This window comes from Mycolicibacterium vaccae NBRC 14118 = CIP 105934, from assembly GCF_001552715.1.
Classification (GTDB): Bacteria; Actinomycetota; Actinomycetes; order Mycobacteriales; family Mycobacteriaceae; genus Mycobacterium; species Mycobacterium vaccae.
In genome coordinates, this window is the sequence record NZ_BCRS01000004.1 from 35,092 (window position 1) to 58,600 (window position 23,509).

At 67.8% G+C, this 23,509-nt stretch carries 24 protein-coding genes; 11 read left to right on the top strand and 13 right to left on the bottom strand.

Translation table 11 applies throughout. The features are described 5' to 3' along the window. Positions 1-2 precede the first annotated feature (2 nt). The 3 genes from MVA01S_RS01535 to MVA01S_RS01545 all read left to right on the top strand — a co-directional run bounded on the left by MVA01S_RS01535 (position 3) and on the right by MVA01S_RS01545 (position 4,168). The gene (locus MVA01S_RS01535; RefSeq protein WP_003931615.1) at positions 3-1,517 is read left to right on the top strand and encodes a M81 family metallopeptidase; all 1,515 of its coding nucleotides are present in this window, start codon (positions 3-5) and stop codon (positions 1,515-1,517) included. A 307-nt stretch (positions 1,518-1,824) separates the two neighbouring features. Further along, the gene (locus MVA01S_RS01540) at positions 1,825-2,853 is read left to right on the top strand and encodes a methyltransferase (protein ID WP_003931614.1); all 1,029 of its coding nucleotides are present in this window, start codon (positions 1,825-1,827) and stop codon (positions 2,851-2,853) included. A 91-nt stretch (positions 2,854-2,944) separates the two neighbouring features. Continuing rightward, positions 2,945-4,168, top strand: coding sequence for an oxygenase MpaB family protein (locus MVA01S_RS01545; RefSeq protein WP_003931613.1), 1,224 nt, complete (start codon positions 2,945-2,947; stop codon positions 4,166-4,168). 38 nt (positions 4,169-4,206) lie between these two features. Here the strand turns inward: MVA01S_RS01545 and MVA01S_RS01550 are convergent, their stop codons facing one another. Further along, positions 4,207-5,160 (bottom strand): aldo/keto reductase, encoded by a 954-nt coding sequence (locus MVA01S_RS01550; RefSeq protein WP_003931612.1) that lies wholly within the window; start codon positions 5,158-5,160, stop codon positions 4,207-4,209. A gap of 42 nt (positions 5,161-5,202) precedes the next feature. On the opposite strand from MVA01S_RS01550, the gene MVA01S_RS01555 reads away from it, so the two are divergent. Continuing rightward, positions 5,203-5,673 (top strand): hypothetical protein, encoded by a 471-nt coding sequence (locus MVA01S_RS01555; RefSeq protein WP_003931611.1) that lies wholly within the window; start codon positions 5,203-5,205, stop codon positions 5,671-5,673. A gap of 18 nt (positions 5,674-5,691) precedes the next feature. Here the strand turns inward: MVA01S_RS01555 and MVA01S_RS01560 are convergent, their stop codons facing one another. After that, the gene (locus tag MVA01S_RS01560) at positions 5,692-6,588 is read right to left on the bottom strand and encodes an SDR family NAD(P)-dependent oxidoreductase (protein WP_040541780.1); all 897 of its coding nucleotides are present in this window, start codon (positions 6,586-6,588) and stop codon (positions 5,692-5,694) included. 3 nt (positions 6,589-6,591) lie between these two features. Here MVA01S_RS01560 and MVA01S_RS01565 point away from each other — a divergent pair, with 3 nt between their 5' ends. Further along, positions 6,592-7,230 carry a TetR/AcrR family transcriptional regulator gene (locus MVA01S_RS01565; RefSeq protein ID WP_237024278.1) on the top strand — a complete coding sequence of 213 codons (639 nt, stop codon included), beginning with the start codon at positions 6,592-6,594 and terminating at the stop codon, positions 7,228-7,230. Between the two features lie 64 nt (positions 7,231-7,294). On the opposite strand, the gene surE is transcribed toward MVA01S_RS01565, so the two are convergent. The 3 genes from surE to MVA01S_RS01580 all read right to left on the bottom strand — a co-directional run bounded on the left by surE (position 7,295) and on the right by MVA01S_RS01580 (position 9,858). Then, positions 7,295-8,074 carry a 5'/3'-nucleotidase SurE gene (gene surE / locus MVA01S_RS01570; protein WP_003931608.1) on the bottom strand — a complete coding sequence of 260 codons (780 nt, stop codon included), beginning with the start codon at positions 8,072-8,074 and terminating at the stop codon, positions 7,295-7,297. 25 nt (positions 8,075-8,099) lie between these two features. Then, the gene (locus MVA01S_RS01575; protein ID WP_003931607.1) at positions 8,100-9,065 is read right to left on the bottom strand and encodes a 1-phosphofructokinase family hexose kinase; all 966 of its coding nucleotides are present in this window, start codon (positions 9,063-9,065) and stop codon (positions 8,100-8,102) included. Positions 9,066-9,189: 124 nt separating this feature from the next. After that, a complete protein-coding gene (locus MVA01S_RS01580; RefSeq protein WP_003931606.1) occupies positions 9,190-9,858 on the bottom strand; it encodes a response regulator transcription factor in 669 nt (222 codons plus the stop codon). Positions 9,859-9,991: 133 nt separating this feature from the next. On the opposite strand from MVA01S_RS01580, the gene MVA01S_RS01585 reads away from it, so the two are divergent. The 4 genes from MVA01S_RS01585 to MVA01S_RS01600 all read left to right on the top strand — a co-directional run bounded on the left by MVA01S_RS01585 (position 9,992) and on the right by MVA01S_RS01600 (position 14,167). Next, positions 9,992-10,273: a GlsB/YeaQ/YmgE family stress response membrane protein gene (locus tag MVA01S_RS01585; RefSeq protein ID WP_003931605.1), complete on the top strand. Its 282-nt coding sequence runs from the start codon at positions 9,992-9,994 to the stop codon at positions 10,271-10,273. Positions 10,274-10,427: 154 nt separating this feature from the next. Then, positions 10,428-10,952 carry a hemerythrin domain-containing protein gene (locus MVA01S_RS01590; RefSeq protein WP_003931604.1) on the top strand — a complete coding sequence of 175 codons (525 nt, stop codon included), beginning with the start codon at positions 10,428-10,430 and terminating at the stop codon, positions 10,950-10,952. A gap of 102 nt (positions 10,953-11,054) precedes the next feature. Beyond that, positions 11,055-12,785, top strand: a complete 1,731-nt coding sequence (locus MVA01S_RS01595) for an L-lactate permease (protein WP_003931603.1) — start codon at positions 11,055-11,057, stop codon at positions 12,783-12,785. After that, a complete protein-coding gene (locus MVA01S_RS01600; protein ID WP_003931602.1) occupies positions 12,782-14,167 on the top strand; it encodes an FAD-binding oxidoreductase in 1,386 nt (461 codons plus the stop codon). The genes MVA01S_RS01595 and MVA01S_RS01600 overlap by 4 nt, the downstream gene beginning before the upstream one ends. 21 nt (positions 14,168-14,188) lie before the next feature. Here the strand turns inward: MVA01S_RS01600 and MVA01S_RS01605 are convergent, their stop codons facing one another. Next, complete coding sequence (locus MVA01S_RS01605; protein ID WP_003931601.1) at positions 14,189-14,407, bottom strand: PLD nuclease N-terminal domain-containing protein; 219 nt, start codon at positions 14,405-14,407, stop codon at positions 14,189-14,191. A 33-nt stretch (positions 14,408-14,440) separates the two neighbouring features. Beyond that, the gene (locus tag MVA01S_RS01610) at positions 14,441-15,667 is read right to left on the bottom strand and encodes an FAD-dependent monooxygenase (protein ID WP_003931600.1); all 1,227 of its coding nucleotides are present in this window, start codon (positions 15,665-15,667) and stop codon (positions 14,441-14,443) included. A 144-nt stretch (positions 15,668-15,811) separates the two neighbouring features. Here MVA01S_RS01610 and MVA01S_RS01615 point away from each other — a divergent pair, with 144 nt between their 5' ends. Further along, positions 15,812-16,426, top strand: a complete 615-nt coding sequence (locus MVA01S_RS01615; RefSeq protein WP_003931599.1) for a TetR/AcrR family transcriptional regulator — start codon at positions 15,812-15,814, stop codon at positions 16,424-16,426. A 20-nt stretch (positions 16,427-16,446) separates the two neighbouring features. Here MVA01S_RS01615 and MVA01S_RS01620 read toward each other — a convergent pair whose 3' ends face one another. Continuing rightward, positions 16,447-16,863 (bottom strand): type II toxin-antitoxin system VapC family toxin, encoded by a 417-nt coding sequence (locus MVA01S_RS01620; protein ID WP_003931598.1) that lies wholly within the window; start codon positions 16,861-16,863, stop codon positions 16,447-16,449. 60 nt (positions 16,864-16,923) lie between these two features. After that, positions 16,924-17,718: an SDR family oxidoreductase gene (locus MVA01S_RS01625; protein ID WP_003931597.1), complete on the bottom strand. Its 795-nt coding sequence runs from the start codon at positions 17,716-17,718 to the stop codon at positions 16,924-16,926. 138 nt (positions 17,719-17,856) lie between these two features. Here MVA01S_RS01625 and MVA01S_RS01630 point away from each other — a divergent pair, with 138 nt between their 5' ends. Continuing rightward, complete coding sequence (locus tag MVA01S_RS01630) at positions 17,857-18,459, top strand: TetR/AcrR family transcriptional regulator (RefSeq protein ID WP_003931596.1); 603 nt, start codon at positions 17,857-17,859, stop codon at positions 18,457-18,459. A gap of 4 nt (positions 18,460-18,463) precedes the next feature. Here the strand turns inward: MVA01S_RS01630 and MVA01S_RS01635 are convergent, their stop codons facing one another. The 4 genes from MVA01S_RS01635 to MVA01S_RS01650 form a co-directional block, all read right to left on the bottom strand. Continuing rightward, positions 18,464-20,383: a hypothetical protein gene (locus tag MVA01S_RS01635; RefSeq protein WP_040541776.1), complete on the bottom strand. Its 1,920-nt coding sequence runs from the start codon at positions 20,381-20,383 to the stop codon at positions 18,464-18,466. Further along, a complete protein-coding gene (locus MVA01S_RS01640) occupies positions 20,383-21,987 on the bottom strand; it encodes a S53 family peptidase (protein WP_003931594.1) in 1,605 nt (534 codons plus the stop codon). Before MVA01S_RS01640 ends, MVA01S_RS01635 begins: the two co-directional genes overlap by 1 nt. A gap of 52 nt (positions 21,988-22,039) precedes the next feature. Further along, positions 22,040-22,303: a hypothetical protein gene (locus MVA01S_RS01645; protein ID WP_040541954.1), complete on the bottom strand. Its 264-nt coding sequence runs from the start codon at positions 22,301-22,303 to the stop codon at positions 22,040-22,042. A gap of 578 nt (positions 22,304-22,881) precedes the next feature. Next, positions 22,882-23,466 carry a TetR/AcrR family transcriptional regulator gene (locus MVA01S_RS01650; protein WP_003931592.1) on the bottom strand — a complete coding sequence of 195 codons (585 nt, stop codon included), beginning with the start codon at positions 23,464-23,466 and terminating at the stop codon, positions 22,882-22,884. Positions 23,467-23,509: the final 43 nt, after the last annotated feature.

The window sequence follows — 23,509 nt, forward strand, 5'->3', positions numbered from 1 at the left end:
CCATGCGCGTGTTGTTGACCGAATTCCGCCAGGAGAGCAACAGTTTCTCTCCCGTGACTTCCGACCTGGATTTCTGGCGCGCGAACGGCTGGACGCTGACGGCGGCGGAGCTCCCCGCCAAACACGCCGGCGGGCACACCGCACTCGGCGGAATGATGGCTGTGCTGGAGCAGTCGGCGGGTCCGGATCTCGAGATGGTCTTCGGGCCCGGCTTCTACGCCCAGAGCGGAGGGCCGGTAACCCCTGAGGTCGTCGAGGAATACCTGACTCAGCTCGATTCGGCCTTTGACGCGGCGGGCAGTCTGGACGCCGTCCTGATCTCGTTCCACGGGGCGCTGCAGTCGACGGTCTCCGATGACGTCGAGTCCGATGTGCTGCGCCGGGTGCGGGAACGGGTCGGCCCGAGCTGCCTCATCGGAGTGTCGACAGATCTTCATGCCTTCGTCACGCAGGATCTCATCGAGCAGGTCGACGTCCTCTGCGGGTATCAGACCTACCCGCATGTGGACCTGGTCGAGACCGGGGCGCGGGCCGCCTCGCTCCTGCTGGACCTGCACAACGGAGCACCGCTGTACGGCGGCTACGCGGCGATCCCCATGATGGTTCCGGCTGCGGCCTACACGACGGGCGTGGGGCCGTTCGGCGACCTGGTCTCGCACGCGCACAGTCTGGTGGCCGACGGCACGCTCGAAGACTTCAGCGTCTACCAGATTCAGCCGTGGCTGGACGTGGAGCGCCCCAGTTCCGCGGTCGTCGTCTACTCGAAGTCCCAGGAGCACGCCGAGGAGGCGGCCGCCGAGCTGGCGACCCGGTTGTACGCGATGCGCCGTGACCTCAAGGCGGACCTGCACTCGATCGAAGAGATCGCCGCGCGCGCGGCCGCGCCCGAGTCGAGCAAGCCGGTCATCCTCGTCGACTCGGCCGACTCGTCCAATGCCGGCGCCCCCGGCGACAGTGCGGCAGTGCTCGGTGTCCTCAACAGCTCCTTCCCGGGGCTGCGCGCAGCCACGATCATCGCCGATCCAGCCGCGGTGGAAGCGGCGTTCGCCGCCGGTGTCGGTGCCACACAGACGTTTACACTGGGCGGCACCGTGGACCCCCGAGCGGTGCCGGTGACGGTCGAGGGGCGCGTCCGGTCGCTGCACGACGGCGGCTTCGACGTCGAGGGGCAGGGCAGCGCGGGCAGGCACATCGAGCTCGGGCGTACGGCGGTGTTACGCGTCGGCGAGGTCGACGTCCTGGTGTGTCACACCATTTCCGGCAACGGCGACCCGCAGCTGTACCGCGCCTTCGGAATCGACCAGAAGATGTACGACCTGGTGGTGGTGAAGGCCAACACGTCGTTCCGCGCCGGATACGAGCCGTTCGCCGGTGAGATCTACCTGGCGGACACTCCGGGTGCGGCTGCGTCGGACATCCAGACCTTGCCGTTCAAGAAGTCTCATCTCCACGCGTTCCCGTGGGTGGACCGTGCCGAGTTCACACCGGAGGTGTTGGTGCGCAGGCTCGGCGGGTGAGCTGCGCGGCCCGAGGGCAGAGCCACACGAGGTCCAACCAAATGGCGTCGGCACCGCCGCTGCTATCCGGCAATCGGTGCTCGCGCAGAGTATTCGGAGCGCGCCCCTCGACGCCCCGGCTGTGAGTCGGATCCGAACGAAGAGTTTCTTGACGGCGCCGGGCCGCCCGAGCGCAGCGAGGAACCCGATCCGAAGGTGGCCGGGCTGGGACTAGGAAGAGTTCAACCTGGTTGGACGCACACGGGCTCGCCACTCTGGGCAGGTACGTCCCCGACCTGACCGGTGGGCGCGAGACGAAAGGTCTTCCGTGACGACTACCGACCCCGCACCCTCGCTCGAGGACCATCACCGCATGATGGGCATGCTGACCGGGTACTGGGTGAGCCAGATTGTGCGTTCCGCTGCGGTTTTCAACCTTGCCGGCCATCTGGCCGCCGGTGTCGACACGCCTCACGCGATCGCCGAAGCCGAACATCTCGATCCCAGCGCCACGCACCGTCTGCTGCGGACCCTTGCCTCGCTCGGGCTGGTGACCTCCGATGACGGTGTCCACTTTGCGGCCACCTCGCTGTTGCAGACGCTGCGGGCCGATGCTCCGCACTCTCTGCGTGGCATGGTGCTTGCGATGAGCGCGCCAGGCCACTGGTTGCCCTGGGGGCACTTTCCGGACGCGGTCCGCACCGGGGACCGGCAGATCAAGCCCGCGCTGGAGGGGTTCGAGACCGTGTTCGACTATCTCGCGGTTCACCCGGACCAGGCGGGCGCTTTCACCGAGGCCATGTCGAACCTGAGCGCCGCGGCCGCGATCGAGATCGCGAAGGTGGTCGACACCAGCGGTGTTGACTGCGCCCTGGACGTCGGCGGTGCGAACGGCGAAGTCGTCCGGGCCATGATGCGCGCCAATCCCGACTTGCGTGGCGGCGTCTTCGATCTGCCAAATGTGGTGCCCGATGCCGAAGCCGCTGCCCGCAACGACGGGCTGGGGGACCGCTTCAGCGCAATCGGCGGCGACTTCTTCGGGTCCGTGCCGTCGGCGGACCTGTACCTGCTCAAGTACGTTCTGCACGACTGGCCGGACGACAGCTGCGTGCAGATTCTCAAGAACTGCCGCGCGGCGCTGCAGGAAGGCGGTCGCATCGTCATCGTCGACTACCTCGTCGGTGAGGTCGGCGATCCGGGACTTGCTCCGCTGATGGATATGAACATGCTCGTCATGACCGGCGGCCGTGAGCGAGACCTCGCCGAGTTCGACGCGCTCTTCGCAGCGGCTGGGCTGCGCCGCACCGCCGTCAGTCAGGCCGGTCCCCTCGGCATCATCGAAACCGTCGCCGCCTGACGGCCTGCGGCGCGTCGTTGACACCGGCGCAGCCCCACCCCTAGCATTTCTGACTACATACGTTGTCAGAATGAGCTCGAGGAGGAGTCGCGTGAGTGTGTTGATTCCGAAGCGCCACCCTGACCGCCCGCGGCCGATCCCGGCCGGCATCCGGGCCATCGCGACGGCCATGGCGATCCGCGACCCGAATCCGCGCCAGTGGCAGATCCTCGGCGAACGGCTCACCGTCGGCGACGAACCGATGGATCGCCTGGTCGAGTGGATGGCAGCCACCGGCACCGACCAGACGCGGCCGTTGTTCGAGCAGGCACTCAACGGCGGTATCGCCTCTGTGCCGGACGCGCCGGCGCCCCTTCGCGAGTTCTTCGACAGCGTGGAGACGCCACCGGACTGGGTGGACCCGGACCTGCTGCGCACAGGGCAGCGCGCGTTGCGGCGCGGCGGGGCCGACGGCATGTACATCGCCCGCGATGTCTCGTTGCTGGGCGGCTACCAGTTCTCCGGTTTCAACAAGACGCTGCTGCGTACCGGCGCGCTGGAGAAGGGTTCCAACAAGCGGTTCGCCGAAACCATGCAGTGGGCAATGGATGTCATCGCCGAAGGCGGCCTGGAACCCCTCGGCGTGGGCTACCGCTCGACCATTCGGGTCCGGCTGATCCACTCGTTCGTCCGTCGGCACGTGTCAGCGATGCCGGACTGGCGCGCCGACGAATGGGGCATACCGGTCAACCAGACCGACATGGCGGCGACGCTGGTCGGCGCACTCGTCGCACCGGCGGTGGGCTCGATCGCCATGGGCGTCGTGTTGACCCCGTCGGAGTTCCGTGCCGTGGCCCACCTGACCCGGTACGTCGGCTTTCTGATCGGCGTCGAAGACCAGTGGCTGCCAAGGAGTTTCCGGGACAGCGTCCGGGTGCTGTCGCACACGCTGTCGGCACTGGCCGCACCGGACGAATCCAGCAGGCAGCTCGCGGCCCCCATGGTCGAGGACCCGCTGGCGTGGCACTACGACAACCTGCCGGGCCTGCGGCGCCGGCTGGCCCGCGCCCAGCACCTGTCGATCACCAGTGCGTTCCTGGGGCGACGCACGGTGGAGAAGCTGGGCCTGCCGTCGTATGCCCTTCCGTGGTATCCGCTGCTGCGGCTACCGGTGAACCTCGCGCGGAGTGCGACCGCCCTCGGACTGCCGGGCGGTATGGCACGCGCGGATCAGCGCGGGCAGCGCGAACACGCACAGTTGTTGCGCACCATGACCGGTGAGGACGCGCCGGCGACCATCGGCGAGTCCGCCGCACACGTCAGCCGGGTCGCCTGACGGGCACTGCTATCGGAAAGAGTTCGGGGACAGGCGGATCAGACCAGCGGGAGTGGTGGCGAGCCCAGAAGGTCGCGGTCGCCGTCATAGCCGTTGCGTAGGGCGGCCGCGACATCCTCGTACGGAGCACCCAAATCGATTGAGCTGACGCGATCCAGGCGCTGGTAGTGCTCTGCGTCGTAGTCGTGCTCGAAGGCCTTCAGGTACGCCCGGAGGTGGTCCGACGATCGCGGGCCGACGACAGGGATCAAGGCCGTCGGGGTCAGCGCGGCGCGGTGCCGAAGCCAGGCCAAGGACACCTGGACTGCGGTGGTGTCCGTCTCACGCGCGATCGCTAGCACCTCGTCGACCACAGCCCTTTGATGTGCGGTTTCCGCGGCGGCGTTGCTGTCACGGCTCAATCGTCCTGTCTCCCCCCGCCGGTACTTTCCGGTGAGCAACCCGCCGGCCAGCGGTGAATACACCAGCACCCCGAGGCCGTGGGCTTCGGCCATCGGCAGGAGTTCGCGGTCGGCGGAACGTTCGGCCAGGCCGTACTCGGTCTCAATCCCGATGGGCGAAGCGAATCCGCGCAGGTCTGCTTGCACTGCGGCGCCGGCGATGCGCCAGGCTGGGAAGTTGGAGAACCCGCAGTGCAGGACCTTGCCGGACTGGATCAAGTGGTCGAGTCCGGTCAGGATTTCCTCCATGGGAGTGACGCCGTCGGGAAAGTGCGGCATGAAGACGTCCACGTAGTCGGTCTTGAGGCGTGTCAGGCTTGCCTCCAGTGACCGGATCATCGTCTTTCGGCTGTTGCCGGTCGTTCCCGGGCGTCGGTCCTTCTGCTTGGTCCCGCTGTACTTGGTGATCACGACGAAGTCGTCCCGGTCGGGACCGAGGAGTTCACCGAGGACGCTTTCTGCCTGTCCGGCCTGGTAGATGTCGGACGAGTCGAAGGCGGTGCCGCCTGCGCCCAGCCGATTCGCGCTGGCTCCGACCTCAGCCACGTGCATTTGGTGGGCCTCACCCCGTGCCGGTTGCCATAGGCTTCATCGGTGGCAATCCGGGACTGGTCGAAGGCCAAATTCACCCTTCTCATCGGGCTTCCCGTCTTCCTTGTCATCAGCATCCCGATGGTCGTATGGGATTACCGCACAGAGGCTCCGCGCCCCAGCGGCGACTGTCTGCATGTGGACCAGGCGATGCGGCACTGGATGCGTGTGCTGCCCGCAATTCAGAGCGGCCTGGGCGATGCGGACGACACCGCCCTGGTCTCCGATACCGCCGCGGCAGCCACGGCGATCCGAGGGGAAGCCGAGGCGATCCAGGATCCGGCATTGCGGTCCACGGCGATGACACTCGCCGACAACCTCGAACGGGTCAGTCGCGGAAGCCCGAGCAGTCCGCCGAACGGATTTCCGGATCGGAATTACATGGGGGGAATGCAAGATTCGATTTCGACCGGCCACGCCCTGAAGCTCGCGTGCCCGGGCGCCGTCGACGACCGACTGCCTGAGGAGTCGTAGAGGTCGGAGGCTGCGGACTCACCGGCGAGTGGGAGCGGAGTCGAGTTGGTCGTTGTCCTTCGGCAAGTGGGGCCGAAGAGCGGCGGCGAAGATGCGGTCGAGAAGACGGTCGGGCAGTAGAGGCATCACCGGGAGCAGTGCGGCTTCGCGGCCGACGGTGTAGCGCGTGCGTGGCCGGCGTGCCGTGATGGCCTTGGCGATCGCCGCGGCCGCAACCTCGGCGGGTAGTCCCGATTTGGTCGACGCTTCCGCCTGAGCGTTGACCGCGTGCACCAGGGCGCCGTATCGGCGGCGCTGCTGCGGTGTCATCGCGGCGAGCAGATCGTGGGCGCTGGCGATGGCTCTTTCGAGCATCTCCGTACGCACAGCGCCGGGTTCGATCACGATCACCTGGACCCCGTGGGGGGCCACCTCGCGTCGCAGCGCGTCGCTCATCGCTTCGAGCGCGAACTTCGTGCCCGCGTATGGACCATAGGTGGCCATCGCGACCTTGCCTCCCACCGAACTGATATTGACCACGCGGCCCCCGCTGTCGATCAGCGTGGGCAGGAGCGCCTGGATCACCGCGACGTGGCCGAACAGGTTGACCTCGAACATGTCTCGCCACTGATCGATCCCGAAGACCTCGACCGGAACGTTGGCCTGCACCGCGGCGTTGTTCACCAACGCCCGCAGTCGCCGGCGCCGCGGGTCCTCAGATACCCGACGGGCAAGCGCTCGGATCTGATCGGAATCGGTGATATCCAGAATCAACGGCTCGACGTTCGACGCCCGGATGGCGTCGGCGTCGCGTTCTCGCCGAACACCGGCGAGCACGTGGAACCCCCGCCGGGCCATCTCGCGGGCGCTGGCTGCTCCGATACCGGTTGAGGCACCGGTGACCACCACCAGCTCATTTTCAGTTGACACCGTCATCTGGTGAGTCTTGCGGAGTCAGATGACAGTGTCAACTACGATGGTCGGACTATGAGTCGCGAGGAATCAGCGGCCGCCACCCGCCGCGCCCTGCTCGACCAAGCTGCCCTGCTGCTGGACGGCGGAGGTCTCGACGCGGTGACGTTGCGCGAGGTCGGCGCCCGCGCGGGGGTGAGTCGGGGGGCGCCGTATCGGCACTTCGCAGACAAGGAGGGTCTGCTGACTGCGGTGGCTGCGGAGGGTTGGCAGCGCCTCGGTGATCACATGCACAGGGTGCACGCCCACGGTGAACCCGGATCTTTCGGCAAGTTGCGCGCGGCGCTGATCCACGTCATCACGGTCAGCCGGCAACAGCCCCACCTATACCGGCTGATGTTCAGCCCCCCAGCAGGGGACCCGACCGCAGTGGTCCGCGCCGCGCAACGCATGTGCGACGAGTTCCTGGCCATCGTCGCCGACGTCGCCGGCAATGATCGTGCTGAGCGCTACGCCGCCATACTCCTGACTGGCGTGCATGGCGCCGCAGCCCTGGAGATGAGTGGCCTTCTGCACACCGACAAGTGGCAGACCACCCCCGAAGAACTCACCGATAACCTACTCGCGCTCATCAATGACGCCGACCCTCACGCCGACCGAAACTAGCTGGCCAGACACATGTTTCGACGCATATCGCAGCAGGCACTGATCAGATCTACTACCCGGCTCGCTACTCGGAACCGCGCTGCGCGGCCAGCCACTGACGCACGAGGTCGCCGTCGTGTGCCTCCACCGATCGCAGCTCGGTCAGTGTCGGGTGCCCGGCGTCCAGCAGCGCGCTGTCGGTGTCCGGCTCCGGCTCGTCCGACACCTCGACCTCGGTCAGGCGCACGCCGCCGTCGCGGACCTCCTCGACCCGTGTCTGCACCGCTCCGCCGCGGGCCAGCCGCGCATGTCGGAGCGGGCCCACCTCCGCCGCGGGCCGGTCCGGGACGTTGAGGGAGAGCACGGTGCCGTCGGGTGCGTCGAGGAGCAGCTCCAGCACCGGCGCCAGCAGGCCGGCGGCTGTTCCCCAGTACCGCTCTCCGGTGGGGCGCAGGGCGACGTCGAGCGACACGGCCAGCGCGCGGGTGTCGCTGATCTTCGCGGTGAGGGCCGCGCCGACGGTGCCGGAGTGCAGGACCGCGCGACCGACGTTGGCGCCGTGGTTGATTCCGGACAGCACGACGTCCGGTCGGGGATCGAACCAACCGTTGAGCGCGGCGGCGACGATGTGTCCCGGCTGCGCGTGGACCGCCCACGCCTCGACGTCGAGGCCGGGTATCTGTCGCTGCTCGACGACCGTGCGGCCATCCCGGCGGACTGCGCTCAGCGCCGCGCTCGCGCCGCTGGCCTGCTCGGCAGGGGCGGCGACGATCACGTCCAAACCCGCCTCCAGTGCCGCAGAGGCCAGTGCGTGCAGACCGGGGGAGTCGATCCCGTCGTCGTTGGTCACCAGTGCACGTGGCACCCGTCGACCTCCTCCCACTCCGCGGTCATTTCTTCCATGGATGCAGCTCCACCCGCTCGGCGAGCGTCTCGACGGCCCGCGCGCCGCCGGTGCCCAACCCGTGCCGTACCACGTTGAGCGCCCCGCAGGCGGCGCCGATCTGCAAGGCCGTGCGCAACGGGCGACCACTTGCCAGCGCGGAGACGATGCCTGCGGTCATGGAGTCCCCGGCGCCCGCCGAATCGGCCGGCTCCAGTGCGGGCATACAGATTTCGACGACGTCATCGTCATCGAGAAGCGCCAGGGCCGGTGCGGCTCCGCTACGCGACACCACGATCGTGCCCGCGCCGTCCTCCCGCATGGAATGCATGGCCTTGACCAGATCCCCGGCGTCGTCGGACTTCGCGCGGCCGTCGTTGAGCAGTTCTTCGTGGCTGACCTTGATCAGATCCGGCTTGCCTGCGAGCACTGCCTCGAGTCGCTCGCCGGAGAGGTCGGCGGCCACCTTGCAGCCGTTGGCACCCAGGTCGGTGGACAGTCGCCGATAGAGGTCCGCAGGCACCACGTTGTCCTCCTGCGGACCGGACAGCAGTGCCCAGCCGTGGATGAGTCCCTCGGTGAGGGTGAGTTCGTAGAGGGCGTCGAGCTCGTGGCGGTCCAGCGGGCTGCCGTCGGCCTCGGCGACGACCTCTCGGCTCCCCGTGCGGCGGTCGTGCACGTACGAGCCGTTGCGTGCGCTGACCGGCACGGCGCGCACGGTGACGTTGTTCATCGGCAGCAGGTGCCCGAGCACGTCGCCGGTCTCCCCGCCGAGCGCCGAGCACAGCACGACCGGCACACCGAGGGAGGACAACATGCGGGACTGCCAGACACCCTGGCCGCCGGCGTGCACGTGGATGTCGTCCGCTCCCGAGCGGTCCTCGACCGTCACGGTGAGAACGGGTAGGGGAGCGAAGACGACGACGGGACTGGGGTCCTCCGAACTATCGTTGCGGGGTTTGCTGTCTGCCATGGGCTGGGGTGTACCCACCCTGACGGCGACCCACCCCTGCGCATACGGCCGGTTCGAGTGATTCCTCTCTCGGTGGACCGAGAAGAGCTGCATCCCAATGTGTTCGACCGCACAGCGGGTCAGCTCAGGGCCCGCCCTTCCAGTGCTCGATGCGGTGGTGATCGGGGGTGAACCCGTGCTCGACACCCCAGAGCACGGCCTGGGTCCGGCTGGCCACGTTGATCTTGCGGTAGATCGTGCGGATGTAGGACTTGATGGTGTTCGGACTGAGGTAGGTCAGCGTGGCGACCTCGGCGTTGCTCTTACCCTGGGTGATGAGCGCCAGGATCTCCGATTCCCTGTCGCTCAATCCCTCGCCGCGGCCCGGCCAGTCGAGGCCGACAGCGCTGCGTCCCCGTGGCGGGATGTCACTGACGACCGTCTCGCCGGCATGGACCGCCTCCAGTGCGGCGACCAACTCCCGCGCGGGCAGTGTCTTCGACAGATAACCGTCGGCTCCCTTCTGGCGGGCGCTTTCGATGAGCTCGGGGTGAAAGTTCCACGTATAGACCACAACCCGGTGAGCCCGCGGATTCGCGACCAACGCCGCGATCTCGTCGTGATCGGATTCGGGCTGGGCGAAGGAGTCGTAGAGGACGATGTCGACGCTGTCGTCGAGGCTCATGTTCGAGTCGATCTCCGCGACGACGACCCGATCGCGGTATCTGTCGAACATGTTCGCCACGCCCATCAGCACGACGTCGTAGTCGTCGACCAGCGCCACCGTGATCGGAGTGTTCGGCGGCGATGCCATGGCCCCCAGGCTACCTACCTAGGGGTGTACCGCCACCCCCCTTAGGGGTGTTGGACTGACATCAGTGTCGAGCAGCCGCCCGACCAATCCCGATCCAGCGCCGCCCGGCGCTGCACCAGAAAGGCACGCAGCCATGATCGGACTCATCGTCAGCATCATCGTCATCGGACTGATCGCCGGCGCTCTCGCTCGCCTCCTCGTTCCCGGCAAGCAGAACCTGTCGATCCTGATGACCATCGTCCTCGGAATCATCGGCTCCTTCGTCGGCGGATTCCTCGGATACCTGATCTTCCACAAGGACGCCTCGCAGGGATTCCTCCAGCCCGCCGGCATCATCGGCTCGGTCATCGGCGCGGTCCTCGTGCTGGTGATCTGGCTCCGGGTCGGAGGCCGCAGCTCCGTCAGCCACAGGTAGCCCCAATGCCCGACAGGGCCCGGCCCCGAGCTGTCCGGGGCCGGGCCCTGTCGTCCCCGCCGTTCTGATTGAGCAACGCGTTGCTGGGAACCCCTGCACTGCATCGAGGGGATCGATGACGCACGTCCCGACTCAAAGGAATCAGGTCTCACCCATGGCGGACATCATCGAGCTGATCTATGCCGACCACGACTGGCTGCGCCGCATGTTCTTCCGCCTGGACGACGCCACCACCCCGGAAGAGCTCGCCGCGATCTGGGACGTGCTCGGCAAGCGGCTCGACACCCATGCCGACGCGGAGGAGACGGTGTTCTATCCGGCGCTGCTCAAGCAGGGCGGCAAGGACGACCCCGGGAACCCCGAAGGTGATCCCGAGGACGAGACCGAAGACGCCATCACCGACCACAACGCCATTCGCGACGCGGTCCGCCGATCCCGGCAACACGAGCCCGGCACCGACGAATGGTTCGAGGCCGTGATCGCCGCACGCAAGGAGAACGGCGAGCACCTCGACGAGGAAGAGCGCGAAGCCATGCCCGACTTCATCAAGAGTGCGTCCCTGGAACTGCGGCACGAGCTGGGCATGCAGTGGCTGCGCTTCTATGCCGAACATCAGGCAGGCCAGGGCATCAGTGGGCGCGACAAAGACGCGGACGAGTACATCGCGCAGAACTCCTGACGCTCGCTCGCCGCACGCTTGTCCCGCGGGCTGAGGCGTTTACCGCGGCGCGCGTCGTGGTAACCGACGCGTGTTGTGACCCACGCCACATGGGGGTAGGCCGTGTACCAGCAAGTTCTCGATCCCGTCGCCGGATCGCTCGCCTGGAGTGCTGCGGTGGCCGCCGTTCCACTGCTGCTGCTGTTCGTGCTGCTCGGTGCGCTGAAGATGACCGCCTGGAAGGCGGCGCTCATCTCGCTGGCCGTCAGCATCGCGGTCGCCGTCCTGATCTACGGGATGCCGGTCGGGCAGACGCTGCTGGCAGCCAGCGAGGGCGCCGCCTTCGGCTTCTTCCCGATCCTGTGGATCGTGATCAACGCCATCTGGGTCTACCAGATGACCGTCGCGACAGGTCATTTCGACGTGCTGCGGCGATCTTTCAGTTCGGTCAGCGACGATCAGCGCATCCAGGCCATCATCATCGCGTTCTCGTTCGGCGCGTTGATCGAGGCCCTCGCCGGGTTCGGCACACCCGTGGCGGTCACCTCGGTGATGCTGATGGCGCTGGGCTTCCGGCCGCTCAAGGCTGCCGTGCTGGCGCTCGTCGCCAACACCGCCCCGGTCGCCTTCGGCGCGATGGCCACCCCCATCATCACGCTCGGCAAGGTCACCGAACTGGACGTCGACACCCTCGGTGCGATGGTCGGCCGGCAGACACCGATCCTCGCGCTGCTGGTGCCGCTGGCGCTGGTGGCCATCGTCGACGGCCGCCGCGGCATGCGCGCGACGTGGCCCGCGGCGGTGGTCTGCGGCGTGGTGTTCGCCGTCGCGCAGTTCGCCACGTCGAACTTCCTGTCGGTGCCGCTGGCCGACGTTGTCGCGTCGCTGCTGTCGGCGGCCGCAGTGGTCGCGCTGGTGCGGGTGTGGCACCCCGCCAACACCTATACCGAGCCCGTCGAACCCGCTCCGGTCGCCGTGCGTGCGGGAGGCGACGGTGGTCCCACCGAAACCGGCGGTGACACTCCCCGGGGTGGCCTACGCACCGTCGACGGGCCGCCGCCACGAGGAGGCGCCGGGGACCACCCCACGCGAGACGAGCGGGTCGAGGACTCCCGCGCCGACGTCGTCAAGGCGTACGCCCCCTACGGAATCATCATCGGCGTCTTCGTGCTCTGCCAGATCCCGGCGGTCAAGAGCCTGCTGGAGAAGGCGACGTTCGCGGGAAACTGGCCGGGGCTCAACGTGGTCGACGCCGACGGCGATCCGTCGACGCTGACGAAGTTCACCCTGAACCTGCTGACCACCCCGGGCACCCAGATGCTGCTCGCCGGTGTGCTCACGATGGTCGCGTTGCGCCTGTCGGTGCCGCGGGCGGTCAAGGCCTACGGGGTGACGCTGCACCAACTGCGGTGGGCGATCGTCACCGTCATGACCGTCCTCGCGCTGGCCTTCGTGATGAACCTGTCCGGCCAGACGATCACCCTGGGCACGTTCATGGCCGCCGCGGGTGGGGCCTTCGCGCTGCTGTCGCCGATCCTGGGCTGGCTCGGGGTGGCGGTCACCGGTTCCGACACCTCGGCCAACTCGTTGTTCGGTGCGCTGCAGGTGACGGCCGCGAACCAGGCCGGGCTGTCCGAGGTGCTGATGGCCGCGTCCAACAGTTCCGGCGGCGTGCTGGGCAAGATGATCTCGCCGCAGAACCTCGCCATCGCCGCCGCCGCGGTCGGCCTCGACGGGAAGGAGGGCGACATCTTCCGCCGGGTGGTCCTGTGGAGTCTCGGGTTCCTCGTCCTGCTCTGCGCATTGTCGGCGCTGCAGGCCTCGCCCGTGTTGTCGTGGATGGTGCCGGCATGAGCACGGGGAGCATCGCAGTGGTGGACGCGCTGAAGGATCTGATCGCCGAACTGCCCGACGGGGTGGTCGTCACCGATCCCGACATCGTGGCCTCCTACCGGCAGGACCGGGCGGCCGATCCGAGAGCCGGCACCGCGGCGGCCATCGTGCGGCCCACCCGCACCGAGGAGGTGCAGGCGGTGCTGCGCTGGGCGTCGGCGCACAAGGTCGCGGTGGTGCCGCGCGGCATGGGCACCGGATTATCCGGTGGCGCAACAGCTCTCGACGGCGGCATCGTGCTGTCGACGGAGAAGATGCGCGATATCACCGTGGATCCGGTGACCCGCACCGCCGTGGTGCAGCCCGGTCTGCTCAACGCCGAGGTGAAGAAAGCTGTCGCCGAGTACGGGCTCTGGTACCCGCCGGACCCGTCGTCGTTCGAGATCTGCAGCATCGGCGGCAACATCGCCACCAACGCCGGCGGACTGTGCTGCGTGAAATACGGCGTCACCACCGACTACGTGCTGGGCCTGCAGGTCGTGCTCGCCGACGGCACCGCGGTACGACTGGGCGGGCCGCGCTTGAAAGATGTCGCAGGACTGTCGCTGACGAAATTGTTCGTCGGCAGCGAGGGCACCCTCGGCGTCGTCACCGAGGCGACGCTGCGGCTGCTGCCGCCCCAGCCGTCGCCGTGCACGGTGGTGGCGACGTTCGATTCGGTGCAGGCCGCGGCGGACGCCGTCGTGGCCATCACCGGCAAGATCCGGCCGTCGATGCTGGAGTTCATGGATTCGGTGGCCATCAACGCCGTCGAGGACAAACTGAAGATGGGGCTTGATCGCAACGCCGCTGCGATCATGGTCGCCGCCTCCGACGACCGCGGCGCCGTAGGCGCGCAGGACGCCGAGTTCATGGCCCAGGTGTTCACCGAAGCCGCTGCGACAGAGGTGTTTACGACCAACGATCCAGAGGAAGGGGAGGCGTTCGTCGCCGCGCGCCGCTTCGCGATCCCCGCGGTCGAGGCCAAGGGTTCGCTGCTGCTCGAAGACGTCGGCGTGCCGGTGCCCAGACTCGCCGACCTGTGCGCGGGAATCGAGAAGATCGCCGCCGATCGCGACGTGCTGATCTCGGTGATCGCGCACGCCGGCGACGGCAACACCCACCCGCTGATCGTGTTCGACCCGGCCGACGCGGCGATGGAGCAGCGCGCTCAGCAGGCGTTCGGCGAGATCATGGACCTGGCCGTCGGCCTCGGGGGCACGATCACCGGCGAGCACGGCGTCGGGCGGCTGAAACGGCCGTGGCTGGCGGGCCAGATCGGGCCCGAGGCGATGGAACTCAACCACCGGATCAAGCACGCGCTGGATCCCGACGCGATCCTCAATCCGGGGGCCGCGTTCTGACGCACGCTGGCCGCGCGGGACTTACGAGGGACGCCGCCCGAACGCGAAGTAGGCGAGCGGGCCGACCGGCTGTACCACCGACAGCGTCCGCCACAGCGCCTTCGAGCCGCGCACCGTCGACGCCGGACGTCGCGCGAGGTCGACCAGCATGGCGGTGGTTGCCACCACTTCGAGGACGCCCGCTATGGCGGTCACTTTCTGCTGCGTCGGGGACAGGTCACTCCATTTCCGCTTGGCCATGGATGCCACCGTAGTCGGGCCCCAGCGATGCGATCATCGGGGTCGGGCGGAACGGCGGAGATCGTCGGCCGAGAGCGACAGATCCGTTGCCGCGGTGCGTAGTTCGGTCTGTAGGAGCCGGACGAGGCCGAGCCGTTGCAGCAGCGGCACCGCGCACAGCTTGATGTTCCGGCGCAGAAGCCGGCCGCTGGTGCGTGCCAGTACGGTGCCGTCGGTGCGCAACGCCAGGTCCTGGTTCCTCTGCACGTAGGAGTGCATGCGCTGCTGGTAGGCCGCGAACGCAGCCGCCGGCCGGTCGTGCGCGGCGAGTTCACCGGCCAGGACGTAGGCCCCGCTGATCGCGATGCTCGTACCTTGCCCGGACAGGAGTGCCGGTGCGTACGCGGCGTCGCCCACGAGCGCTACGTGACCGCTGTGCCAGCGTTCCATCCGGACCTGGCTGACGGTGTCGAAGTAGACGTCGTCGGCGGTCGGCAGGGTGTCGATGACTTCTTCTGTGCGCCAACGGTCGTCGGCGAACGCCCGATGCAGCGCGTCGCGAATCTGATTCTTGTCGCGGGTGTCGACGCTGCCCGGTTTCGGGTGGACGAAGGTCAGGAAGGCGCGGGCAGCGGCACCGTCGGCGGGTCGCTCGACCAGGACGGTGCGCCCAGGGTGCGAGTAGAGGAAACCGGTCCCCGGCTCGAACATGCCGGTCGGCAGGTCCCAGACCGCTGCGTAGGGACCGAGGTGGTGGAGGTGGCGACTCTCGTCGCCGAAGGTGAGTGCGCGGACGTTGGAGTGGATACCGTCGGCGCCGACCACCACGTCGAATCTTCCGGGGTGACGTCGGCCGAAGGCGACGTCGACCCGGGCCTCGATGCGGGACAGCGTGGTGACCGTGTCGCCGAAGGCGTACTCCACACGCCCGGAGGTGGCCTGGTGGAGGAGGTCACCGAGCGCACCTCGGGTGAGTTCGACGTCGCCGACAGCCGAGGAGCCGAGCAGAGTTCCGTAGTCGAGTGTGGTGAGCCGACGGCCGCCGGGGGCCAGCAGCTGCACGGGCACGTGGCGGTGGCGGCGCGCGGCCATCTCGTCGTACAGACCCATCCGGCGGATGACCTCGACTGCCGTGCCGCGGACGTCGATAGGGTAACCACTGGTGCGGAGTCGGCCGGAGCGTTCGACGACCGTGACGTCCCACCCGGCCTCGGACAGCCAGTAGGCGAGCACCGGTCCGGCGATGCTCGCGCCGGAGATGAGTGCGGTGCGGGTCGGCATGGCGAACCTCCAAATGCGTTCGGCGGCAGCAGCGTCCGCGACTGTGCGACGAGTGTGCAGTGCGCGAGAGGACCCGGCCGAGAGCAGTAAGCTACACAACTGTCGCTTAAGGGAGACGGTAGACCGGCGCGATAAGCTACGCAAGTGTCTTCTCATCGCGGGCCCGGACTGCGCCGTCGCGGGGCCGCGCTGGAGGCGGCGATTCTCGATGCGGGGTGGGACCAGCTGATCGAGGCCGGCTACGCGCGGTTCACCATCGAAGCGGTCGCCGCGAGGTCCGGTAGCGCCCGGTCGGTGCTGTATCGGCGCTGGCCGACGCGCACGGAACTGCTCGAAGCGGTCATCCGCCACCGCGGCGCGGTCGACGCGATTGCGGTCCCCGACACCGGATCCCTGCGCGGTGACGTCGTGGCGGTGCTGACGGACTTCAACGAGCGACGAGCGGGGATCATCGCCGGCTTCGCCGCGCTGTTCGGCGCGTACTTCGACGAGGCCGGCGTGTCTCCGCAGCAACTCCGCGCACTGTTCATGAGCAACGGCCCGAGCGCGATGGAGACGATCGTCGAGCGCGCGGTCCGCCGCGGCGAGTTGCCGACCACGCCACCGGCTCGCGTCGTCGAGCTGCCGGCCGACCTGCTCAGACATGAGTTGTTCATGACCATGGTCGCAGTGCCCCAGGCGACGATCGAAGAAATCGTCGACGAGGTTTTTCTGCCGCTGGCGACCCGCGGATCAGCCGGCCCTCCGCGCGCGTCCTGATTCGAGGGTGCAGCGGCACTTCAACTTTCACTTGGTTGCAGTCGCAGGAGAGCGGCCGGTGAGACGGTGTCGACAAACCTGCGGGCCGCGCCGGCCAGCCTCTCATCGGAGGTGGCCAGCGCGTCCCCCTGCAGCTGAGTCAGTGCGATGTATTCCGCCAGGTAGGTGTCAGGCCAGTTCAGCTCGGCAGCGATACGCCAGGCACGGTCCTGCAGCACCCGGTCGCCGAGGAGTCGGATCCGCAACCCGCGGATGCCGTCGAGAATCTGGCGGCCCCTCCGCTGGTCGAGCTCTCCCCGTTGCACCGATCCGTACACGAGAGCGAGCGCCTGCGACCGCAGCAGGGTGGGAGCCACCAGACTGTGCTCCGGGGGAATCGGCACTGCTCCGGTGGCGAGGTCGATCGCCACCGGAGCATCGATGACGTAGACAGTCATGCCAGTACGGTCGCACGAACTCAGGCGTCGTGCCACTGCCGAGTAGCACTGTCGGGCAGCCTATCCGGCTTGAACCTGCCCGCCGTCGACGACGAGATTGCTGGCGGTGATCCATGCAGCGCGGTCCGAGGCGAGGAAGGCCACCGCCTCGGCGATGTCGGCCCCTTCACCTTTGCGCCCGAGCGGGATCGGAGTGCCACCGGCCTCCGGGCTGTCAGCGCCGATGGCGTCGACAAGCGCCTCACGAATGGCATCGGCACCGGGGGAGGCGACGTTGCCGGGGGTCACGGTATTGACCCGCACGCCATGCGGTCCGGCTTCTCCGGCCAGACCGGTGGTGTAGGTGGTCAGGGCCGCTTTGGCGGCGGCGTAGTGCAACATCGACGCCGGCGGGCTCAGAATCACCGCCGAGGACACATTGACGATGGAGCCTCTACCGCGCGCGTACATCGCGGGGAGCAGTGCGGCATTGAGCCTGACGGCGGCCAGGAAGTTGATCTGAAGATCCTTGACCCATTCGGCGTCCTCGATGTCGAGGACGCCACCGAAATGCGGCGTCGAGGCGCCGGCGTTGTTGACGACGATGTCGACGTCGCCGAGGATCTCCTGCGCCCGGCGGGCCAGTTGCTCGACGCCGTCGGGCGTGGCGACGTCGGCGACCACGTAGTCCACGCCCGGGGGCAGTGACTCCGGTTCCGAACGACCGGAGGTGACGACGCGGGCACCTCCTCGGACGAACCGGTCCACAATGGCCGCGCCGATGCCCTTGCTGCCGCCGGTGATGACCGCTGTCTTGCCGGACAGGTCGAGGATGGGCGTGGTGGGCACTTCTGGTGCCACGACGGAGGTGGGCATGAGGGATCTCCTTTGAGTGATCAAGCAACGGCGAGCGGTCCTCGCGCTCCGTTGTTGACTGTACAGTACATAACTAGCGGCATCGCTGGCCTTGCGGGAGTTATGTACTGAAGTGTCGCGAATGGGTATCATGGCGGCATGGCACGCCCCCGTAAGTTCGACGAAGCAGAGGTTGTCGAGGCCAGTCGCGATCTGTTCTGGGATCAGGGATACGCCGCGACGAGCATCGACGACCTCAGCGCGGCCACCGGTCTGGGGCGCGGCAGCTTCTACAAAGCGTTCGGCGACAAGCACAGTATGTTCCTGCGCGGTCTGGAGTCGTACTGCACCGAGTCCGTTGACCGTCTCCGCGCCGAACTCCGTAACCCGGACATTTCTGCCTATGACCGTCTGGTCGGGCATGTGCGGGGGATTGCCGCGGTGACGGCGTCCGACACCGACCGTCGCGGCTGTCTGCTGGCCAAGAGCGCCGCCGAACTGTCCGCCACGGACCCGGAGGTGGCCAAGCAGGTGAAGCGAACGTTGGATGTGTGGCTGCGCGAACTGACGTCTGTGATCATCGCCGCCCAAACCGACGGTGACATCCCGCCGGACACCGACGCCAAGGCGATGGCCAGCCTGCTGTTGGCCGTGCTGCGCGGGATCGAGGCGCTGCGCAAGGGTGGGGCATCGGCAGCGACGGTCAAGTCGGCTGCAGACCAGGCCATCGCGCTGCTCGCCGCTTCGCCGGCGACTGCCTGAGTACCTACCGGGGTGGGTCGCCGCGCCAGCTGAAACTGTTGACGTACTTGCCCATATCGAGTGCCAACTGAAGATTGGCAGCGGACGGCTTGCCGGATCCGAAGTCGGGCCCGAAGGCGCGGTAGGGCCCCACCGCGCCGGCGATGAGGGCCAGACCATTCTTGACGGCGACCATCACGATGACGCGCATCCGCGCGGAACTGGTCATGGCGCCCTGCGGCCAGAGATCGGCGGCCAACCCGTAGCCGTGTTGGTAGCCGACCATCGTGTTCGGGATCTCGTAGGCGGTCTTGGTGTCGGGGAAAGTTTCGTTCACCAGGTCGGTGGCGATCTGCTGGGCGGTGCGCCCGCCCGCCGGCCGGCTGAACAACTGCATGGTGCCGCCGTCGCCGGCTTGCAGCACGGCAGTGACCCCGTTGTCGTGTTTGGACACCTCGTAGGCTGCGCCTTCGACCGGATAGGACACCGAGAACGCCCCGTCGGTTGAGGTGAACCGGGGATTGATCTCCACGGCGAGGTTGATCGGCGGGCTGCCGCAATCCGGAGGGCAGATGTATTTCGGCGCGGGTTTGGAGATCAGCCCCGACAGGCCGACCAGCGCACCGGCCAGCAGGACGGTGGTGGTCCCCACGGCCAGCGCGACTTTGCGGAAAGACGCCTTCGGCGGCTGGGCGGCCTCGAAACTGCCTGATTGCAGCGAATAGCCGGGCAGCAGTCGGACGGAAATCTCACCGGTCGCCGGCTCGTCGGCGAGCCGGATCGGACGCTCTTCGCGTCGTGTGCGGCGTGACCGGCGTGAGGACGCGTGCATGGCAGCACCGCATCTCGCGCAGAACGCGGCGTCAGGCACCACGTGATTGCATTCGACGCACAGGATGGGCTCGTCGATGCGGATTTCGTCCTGCGCCTCGTACAGCAGAGCCAGGTGCAGACCGACCCGTAGCGCTAACAACGCGATCCCGGTCAACGTCAGATGCAATGCCAACTGCCAGAATTGGGGGAATCGGGCGACGTCCACCACGCCCAGTGACGCGTAGATGGCGATCACCACGACCGCGATGAGCACGAGGGCGCCGCGAATGAAACCGCGGTGCTGGAGGGCTTTTGTCGGTGGTCGGGTGAACCACAGCGCGGTGCCGATCAGCCCACCGACGGCCGCGGCGGTCAGCGGCATGGTGACACCGCGGATTCCGGCCTCGACGAGCAAGCCGTCCAGCGGGCGCGCACGATTGACCATCCCGGTGGTGAACTGGGGGGCCAGCCGGGTCAGGGTGGCCGCGGCGGTGAAGGTGAGCGCGCCCAACGCGCCGATGGCGTAGCCGTCCAACGCTTCCCGGTCGCCCTGCCACGACCATCGGGCCACCAACGCGGGGGCCAGCATGAGCAGCATGCTGCCGACCGGCACCCCGATCCCGTCACGCAGGATCCGTCCACCCGCGATGCCCGCGCCCAGCGGCACACCGTAGGCACGAGCCAGCGCGACCCCGGTCAGCAGCACCCAGCCGATCCCGAGGGCCACCCCGAGGACGGTCGTCAGCACCAGCGTGCCGCGCGGGATGTCCCGGGACACACCGGATTCCCGCAGGTACAGCGCGAACAGCAGCGGAAGGCCGGTGGACGCGACCGCGGTGAGCGCGGCGGGCATCCGCAGCAACGTGGTGACGGCCAGGGCGACCGCGAGCAACCCCAGGGCCATCAGGAACACCCTGCGCGAGCGGGGCGGCAGATGCGGGAAGAGCGAGCTGGTCAGCGCCGGCGAGAGCAGACGCTGTCCGGGCGCGGCACTGAAGGCGCGCGCACGCAGCCAGTGCGGACCTTTCCCGTCGCGGTGCTCGGCCAGCGGCATGCCGCAGTATCCGCAGTACTCGCCTGCGGGCACGTCCATCTGACAGACCTGGCATTCCGTCATGCCGGGGGCGCTCATCAGGCCTGCACCTTCTGCAGGATGAGGAGGTTGCGCACGAGGTTGTCGACATCCGGGGTGCCGAGCCCGGTCACCAGGTCGTAACCGGGACCGGCATTGTCGACGGCGTTGCCGCCCAACGTGACGTCGCGGTAGGCGGGGCGCGGCGCACCCTCGGCGATCCGGTAGAGCAGCGGGTTGATGTCGCCGATCAGGGATCCGTTGTTCTCCAGCAGATACTGGTTCATCACCGCGGTGAGGGCAGCCCAGATCGGCGCCGACTGCGAGGTGCCGCCGCCGACGACCACCTGGTCGTTGAGCACGATCTTCACGCCGGTGAACGGGTCGGCGACCGCGGCGACATCCGGTGTCATGCGCATACCGGTGTTGCGCTCCGGCGGTACCGCGGCCGCGGCCACGCGCTGCCACGGCGGCATGTCGAACAGTGTCGAGACGCCGCCTCCGGTGCCCTGCGACAGCGGGACGTCGAACCACGTCTGTTCGGAGACCCAGGTCCCGTCCGCGTCGGTGGACAGCGTCGTGCCTCCGACACTGGTCATCTCGGGCAGCGAGGCGACCGAGTCCAGGCCGATGTCCTGCTCACTGGGTGGCGACGACCAGTCCTGTCCGCCACGGCATTCCATACCGGCGAGGTCACCGCTGGCGTTGTAGGCGGTGGTGCCGTGCGATTGCGCGGTGCGCAGCGCCGACCGTACCGGCGCCAGGTCCGCAGCGGTGATCAGTTTGTCGCACCCCCAGCCGATCGAGAAACTCCACACCGCGCCGGGGAACCGGCGGTCCGTGTCCTCGAGCATCTGGCCGATCTTGCGGTACCCGCCGCCGCCCTCGACGGTCGGGCGCGCGTTCACCACGACCTTGCGGGCATCCGGCGCAATGGCGTGTGCCACTTGAAGATCCATCGAGAGCTCGCCGCGGGGTTCGCCGGGCGACCCACCGACGACCTCCGGGGTGAACTGCGGCAGGCCGAACATGGTGGTGAATGTGTCCAGGTCGGACTGGCGGAATCCGTCGAAGGCGAAGATCACGATGGTGATCCCCTTGCCGGTGAAGCCGGCACGGGCCAGATCGTCGGCGTTGTAGGTGTTCAACAACGCATCGGGGGCCAATCCCCGGTCGGGGACATCAAGCGGCATGTGGTCGGGCCGCGACATGTGATGCGGCGTGTAACTGAGTATCCGGCCGATCTCGGACACTTCGGTACGCAGGTGCTCAGGCACGGCGGGCTGGTGCGGAGAGGCGTAGAAGTGCTGGCCCTTCCGTCCCCGGTAGTCACGCACGGACACGTCAAACGCGCGCTCGACGGCATCCGGGGCGCCCTCGACGACCACCCAGTCGTCCCCGGGACGCCATCGCACAGTCAGCGCCTGGTCCCTGGCCCAGTCGATCAGGGCCGTGGGCTGTGACCGGTCGGTGAGGCTGGCGGTGAACTCGATGCTCGGTTCACGGGCCGGCCCGAGATCGGTGGACGCCTCGAGCAGAGATGCGTAGGGGCCCCCGATGCGCTTGTCATCGAGGCCCTGCTCGCTGACGGTCAAGCGGATACCCATTACTGCTGCGCCGACGAGCAGCATGGCGGTCAGCAAGCGGACGGTCGCCGTGGTCATGGCTCCGGCACGAACTCAGGACGTGCCCGGACAGTGTCCGGGCACGCCTCGGTCACTGACCGTAGTCGTCGCGGTTCGGGTTGAGCGTCGGCTGAGGCGCCTTGACCGGAGGCGTGAAGAGGCCCGGCGCATTGGGGTCAGGGGCCTTCTCGGTCGGGCTCAGCGAGGGCTCGGTGGTGGTCGTGGTCGTCGTGGTGGGCGACTCTTCGGGGGCTTCGCTTTCGGTGCTGCACGACGCGGTGAACCCGATCATCGCAAGGATGGCGGCACCGCCCACCGCTGCCGAGACCCGACGAACCAGACGGGTAGATGCCATGTTCATTCCTTTGCTCGTTCTTTTCATAGTGAAACTTCAGTCAGCGCGAAAACCCGCGATACGCTGCGTGGCGGTCTCATTCTAGGAGTCAGATGTGAGATCAGGGGGTGTAACGCAGAGCACGTCCCTGCACATTCCCTTGCTCTGCCCCCGCGCCGGCGGTACCGCGCCATCGATGATGACCCGGTTCGGGTCGCTGTGCGCCGCGTCGCGCCAATTCTGTTACATGATCGCCATATTCGACCGATGCTCAGCCCACTCGGGTCGTGACACCCGACCTCGCGATCCTCGTGGCGGTGCTTCGGGCTCGACTCACGAACAGTGCTGAGGAGCGGGTGAGCGCACGCTTCGCGCGGCGGTGCGATGTTCATGCGTTCCTCCCGGGGCGCGGTCGGGCTTGCTGGACGCGCCCGGCCACCCTAGCACGAAGGCCCGATATTCGTGCGAAGTATCGATATTGTGTGCAGTCGGCCATCACGACAGTGTCAAGTCTGCACAGCGGCGACGACGGGTCGCTGGTGCGCGGGCGCAAGGTATGTGGGGTCCGGACCACGCCGCCCTCAAGGCGAGCCGCCTCGTCAGGCGGTTGGCCAGCTGCAAAGCGCCTGCTCGGCAACGGCTTCCAGCTTGGCGCGGCAGAATCCGGCCTTTGCCTGCACCGCTATCCCATGGCCGACGGCAAGCAGGAACGCCGCAAGTGCCTCGGGGTCGGCGCTCGCCGGCAGGTCGCCGTCGGCCTTGGCCTTTTCGAAGCGTTCCCGAATTTGCGCCTCCCCGTCGGCGCGGGCATCGATCAGCGCTTGCCGCACCGTTTCTGCACCGTCGGAGCCTGCGAGGACACCGTTGATGCCCAGACACCCGGTGTGTTCCGGGTATCGCGTATTGAGTGCGATGGCGCTGAACAGAAAGTGGGCCGCAACCTCACGTGCTGTCGGCAACGCCAGAGCTTCCGGGATGTAGTCCAGGTACCTCTCGTAGTAGCGCTCCAGAGCCCGCCGGAACAGTGCTTCCTTGTTGCCGAAAGCGGAGTACAGGGCGGGCCTCTCGACGCCGGCGGCCTTGGTGAGGTCGGCATACGAGGCGCCCTCGTAGCCCTTCTGCCAGAACACGCGCAGGACGGCGTCGAGCGCCTCGTCCACGTCGAACTCGCGATGGCGTCCCATCAGGCCCCGTGGCCTATTTCCATAATGGCCATTACTGAATGCT

Coding starts and splice junctions, on each gene's coding strand:
- MVA01S_RS01580 (WP_003931606.1), bottom strand. CDS start 9,858: ATGGCATCGCCGCCGAACACTCCGATCACGGTGGCGCTGGTCGACGAC.
- MVA01S_RS01605 (WP_003931601.1), bottom strand. CDS start 14,407: ATGGCCAAGCGGAAATGGAGTGACCTGTCCCCGACGCAGCAGAAAGTG.
- MVA01S_RS01560 (WP_040541780.1), bottom strand. CDS start 6,588: ATGACGGTGTCAACTGAAAATGAGCTGGTGGTGGTCACCGGTGCCTCA.
- MVA01S_RS01575 (WP_003931607.1), bottom strand. CDS start 9,065: ATGGCAGACAGCAAACCCCGCAACGATAGTTCGGAGGACCCCAGTCCC.
- MVA01S_RS01635 (WP_040541776.1), bottom strand. CDS start 20,383: ATGAGCGCCCCCGGCATGACGGAATGCCAGGTCTGTCAGATGGACGTG.
- MVA01S_RS01610 (WP_003931600.1), bottom strand. CDS start 15,667: ATGCCGACCCGCACCGCACTCATCTCCGGCGCGAGCATCGCCGGACCG.
- MVA01S_RS01645 (WP_040541954.1), bottom strand. CDS start 22,303: ATGGCATCTACCCGTCTGGTTCGTCGGGTCTCGGCAGCGGTGGGCGGT.
- MVA01S_RS01550 (WP_003931612.1), bottom strand. CDS start 5,160: ATGCACGTGGCTGAGGTCGGAGCCAGCGCGAATCGGCTGGGCGCAGGC.
- MVA01S_RS01650 (WP_003931592.1), bottom strand. CDS start 23,466: ATGGGACGCCATCGCGAGTTCGACGTGGACGAGGCGCTCGACGCCGTC.
- MVA01S_RS01590 (WP_003931604.1), top strand. CDS start 10,428: ATGGCGGACATCATCGAGCTGATCTATGCCGACCACGACTGGCTGCGC.
- MVA01S_RS01535 (WP_003931615.1), top strand. CDS start 3: ATGCGCGTGTTGTTGACCGAATTCCGCCAGGAGAGCAACAGTTTCTCT.
- MVA01S_RS01640 (WP_003931594.1), bottom strand. CDS start 21,987: ATGACCACGGCGACCGTCCGCTTGCTGACCGCCATGCTGCTCGTCGGC.
- MVA01S_RS01625 (WP_003931597.1), bottom strand. CDS start 17,718: ATGCCCACCTCCGTCGTGGCACCAGAAGTGCCCACCACGCCCATCCTC.
- MVA01S_RS01620 (WP_003931598.1), bottom strand. CDS start 16,863: ATGACTGTCTACGTCATCGATGCTCCGGTGGCGATCGACCTCGCCACC.
- MVA01S_RS01600 (WP_003931602.1), top strand. CDS start 12,782: ATGAGCACGGGGAGCATCGCAGTGGTGGACGCGCTGAAGGATCTGATC.
- MVA01S_RS01585 (WP_003931605.1), top strand. CDS start 9,992: ATGATCGGACTCATCGTCAGCATCATCGTCATCGGACTGATCGCCGGC.
- MVA01S_RS01630 (WP_003931596.1), top strand. CDS start 17,857: ATGGCACGCCCCCGTAAGTTCGACGAAGCAGAGGTTGTCGAGGCCAGT.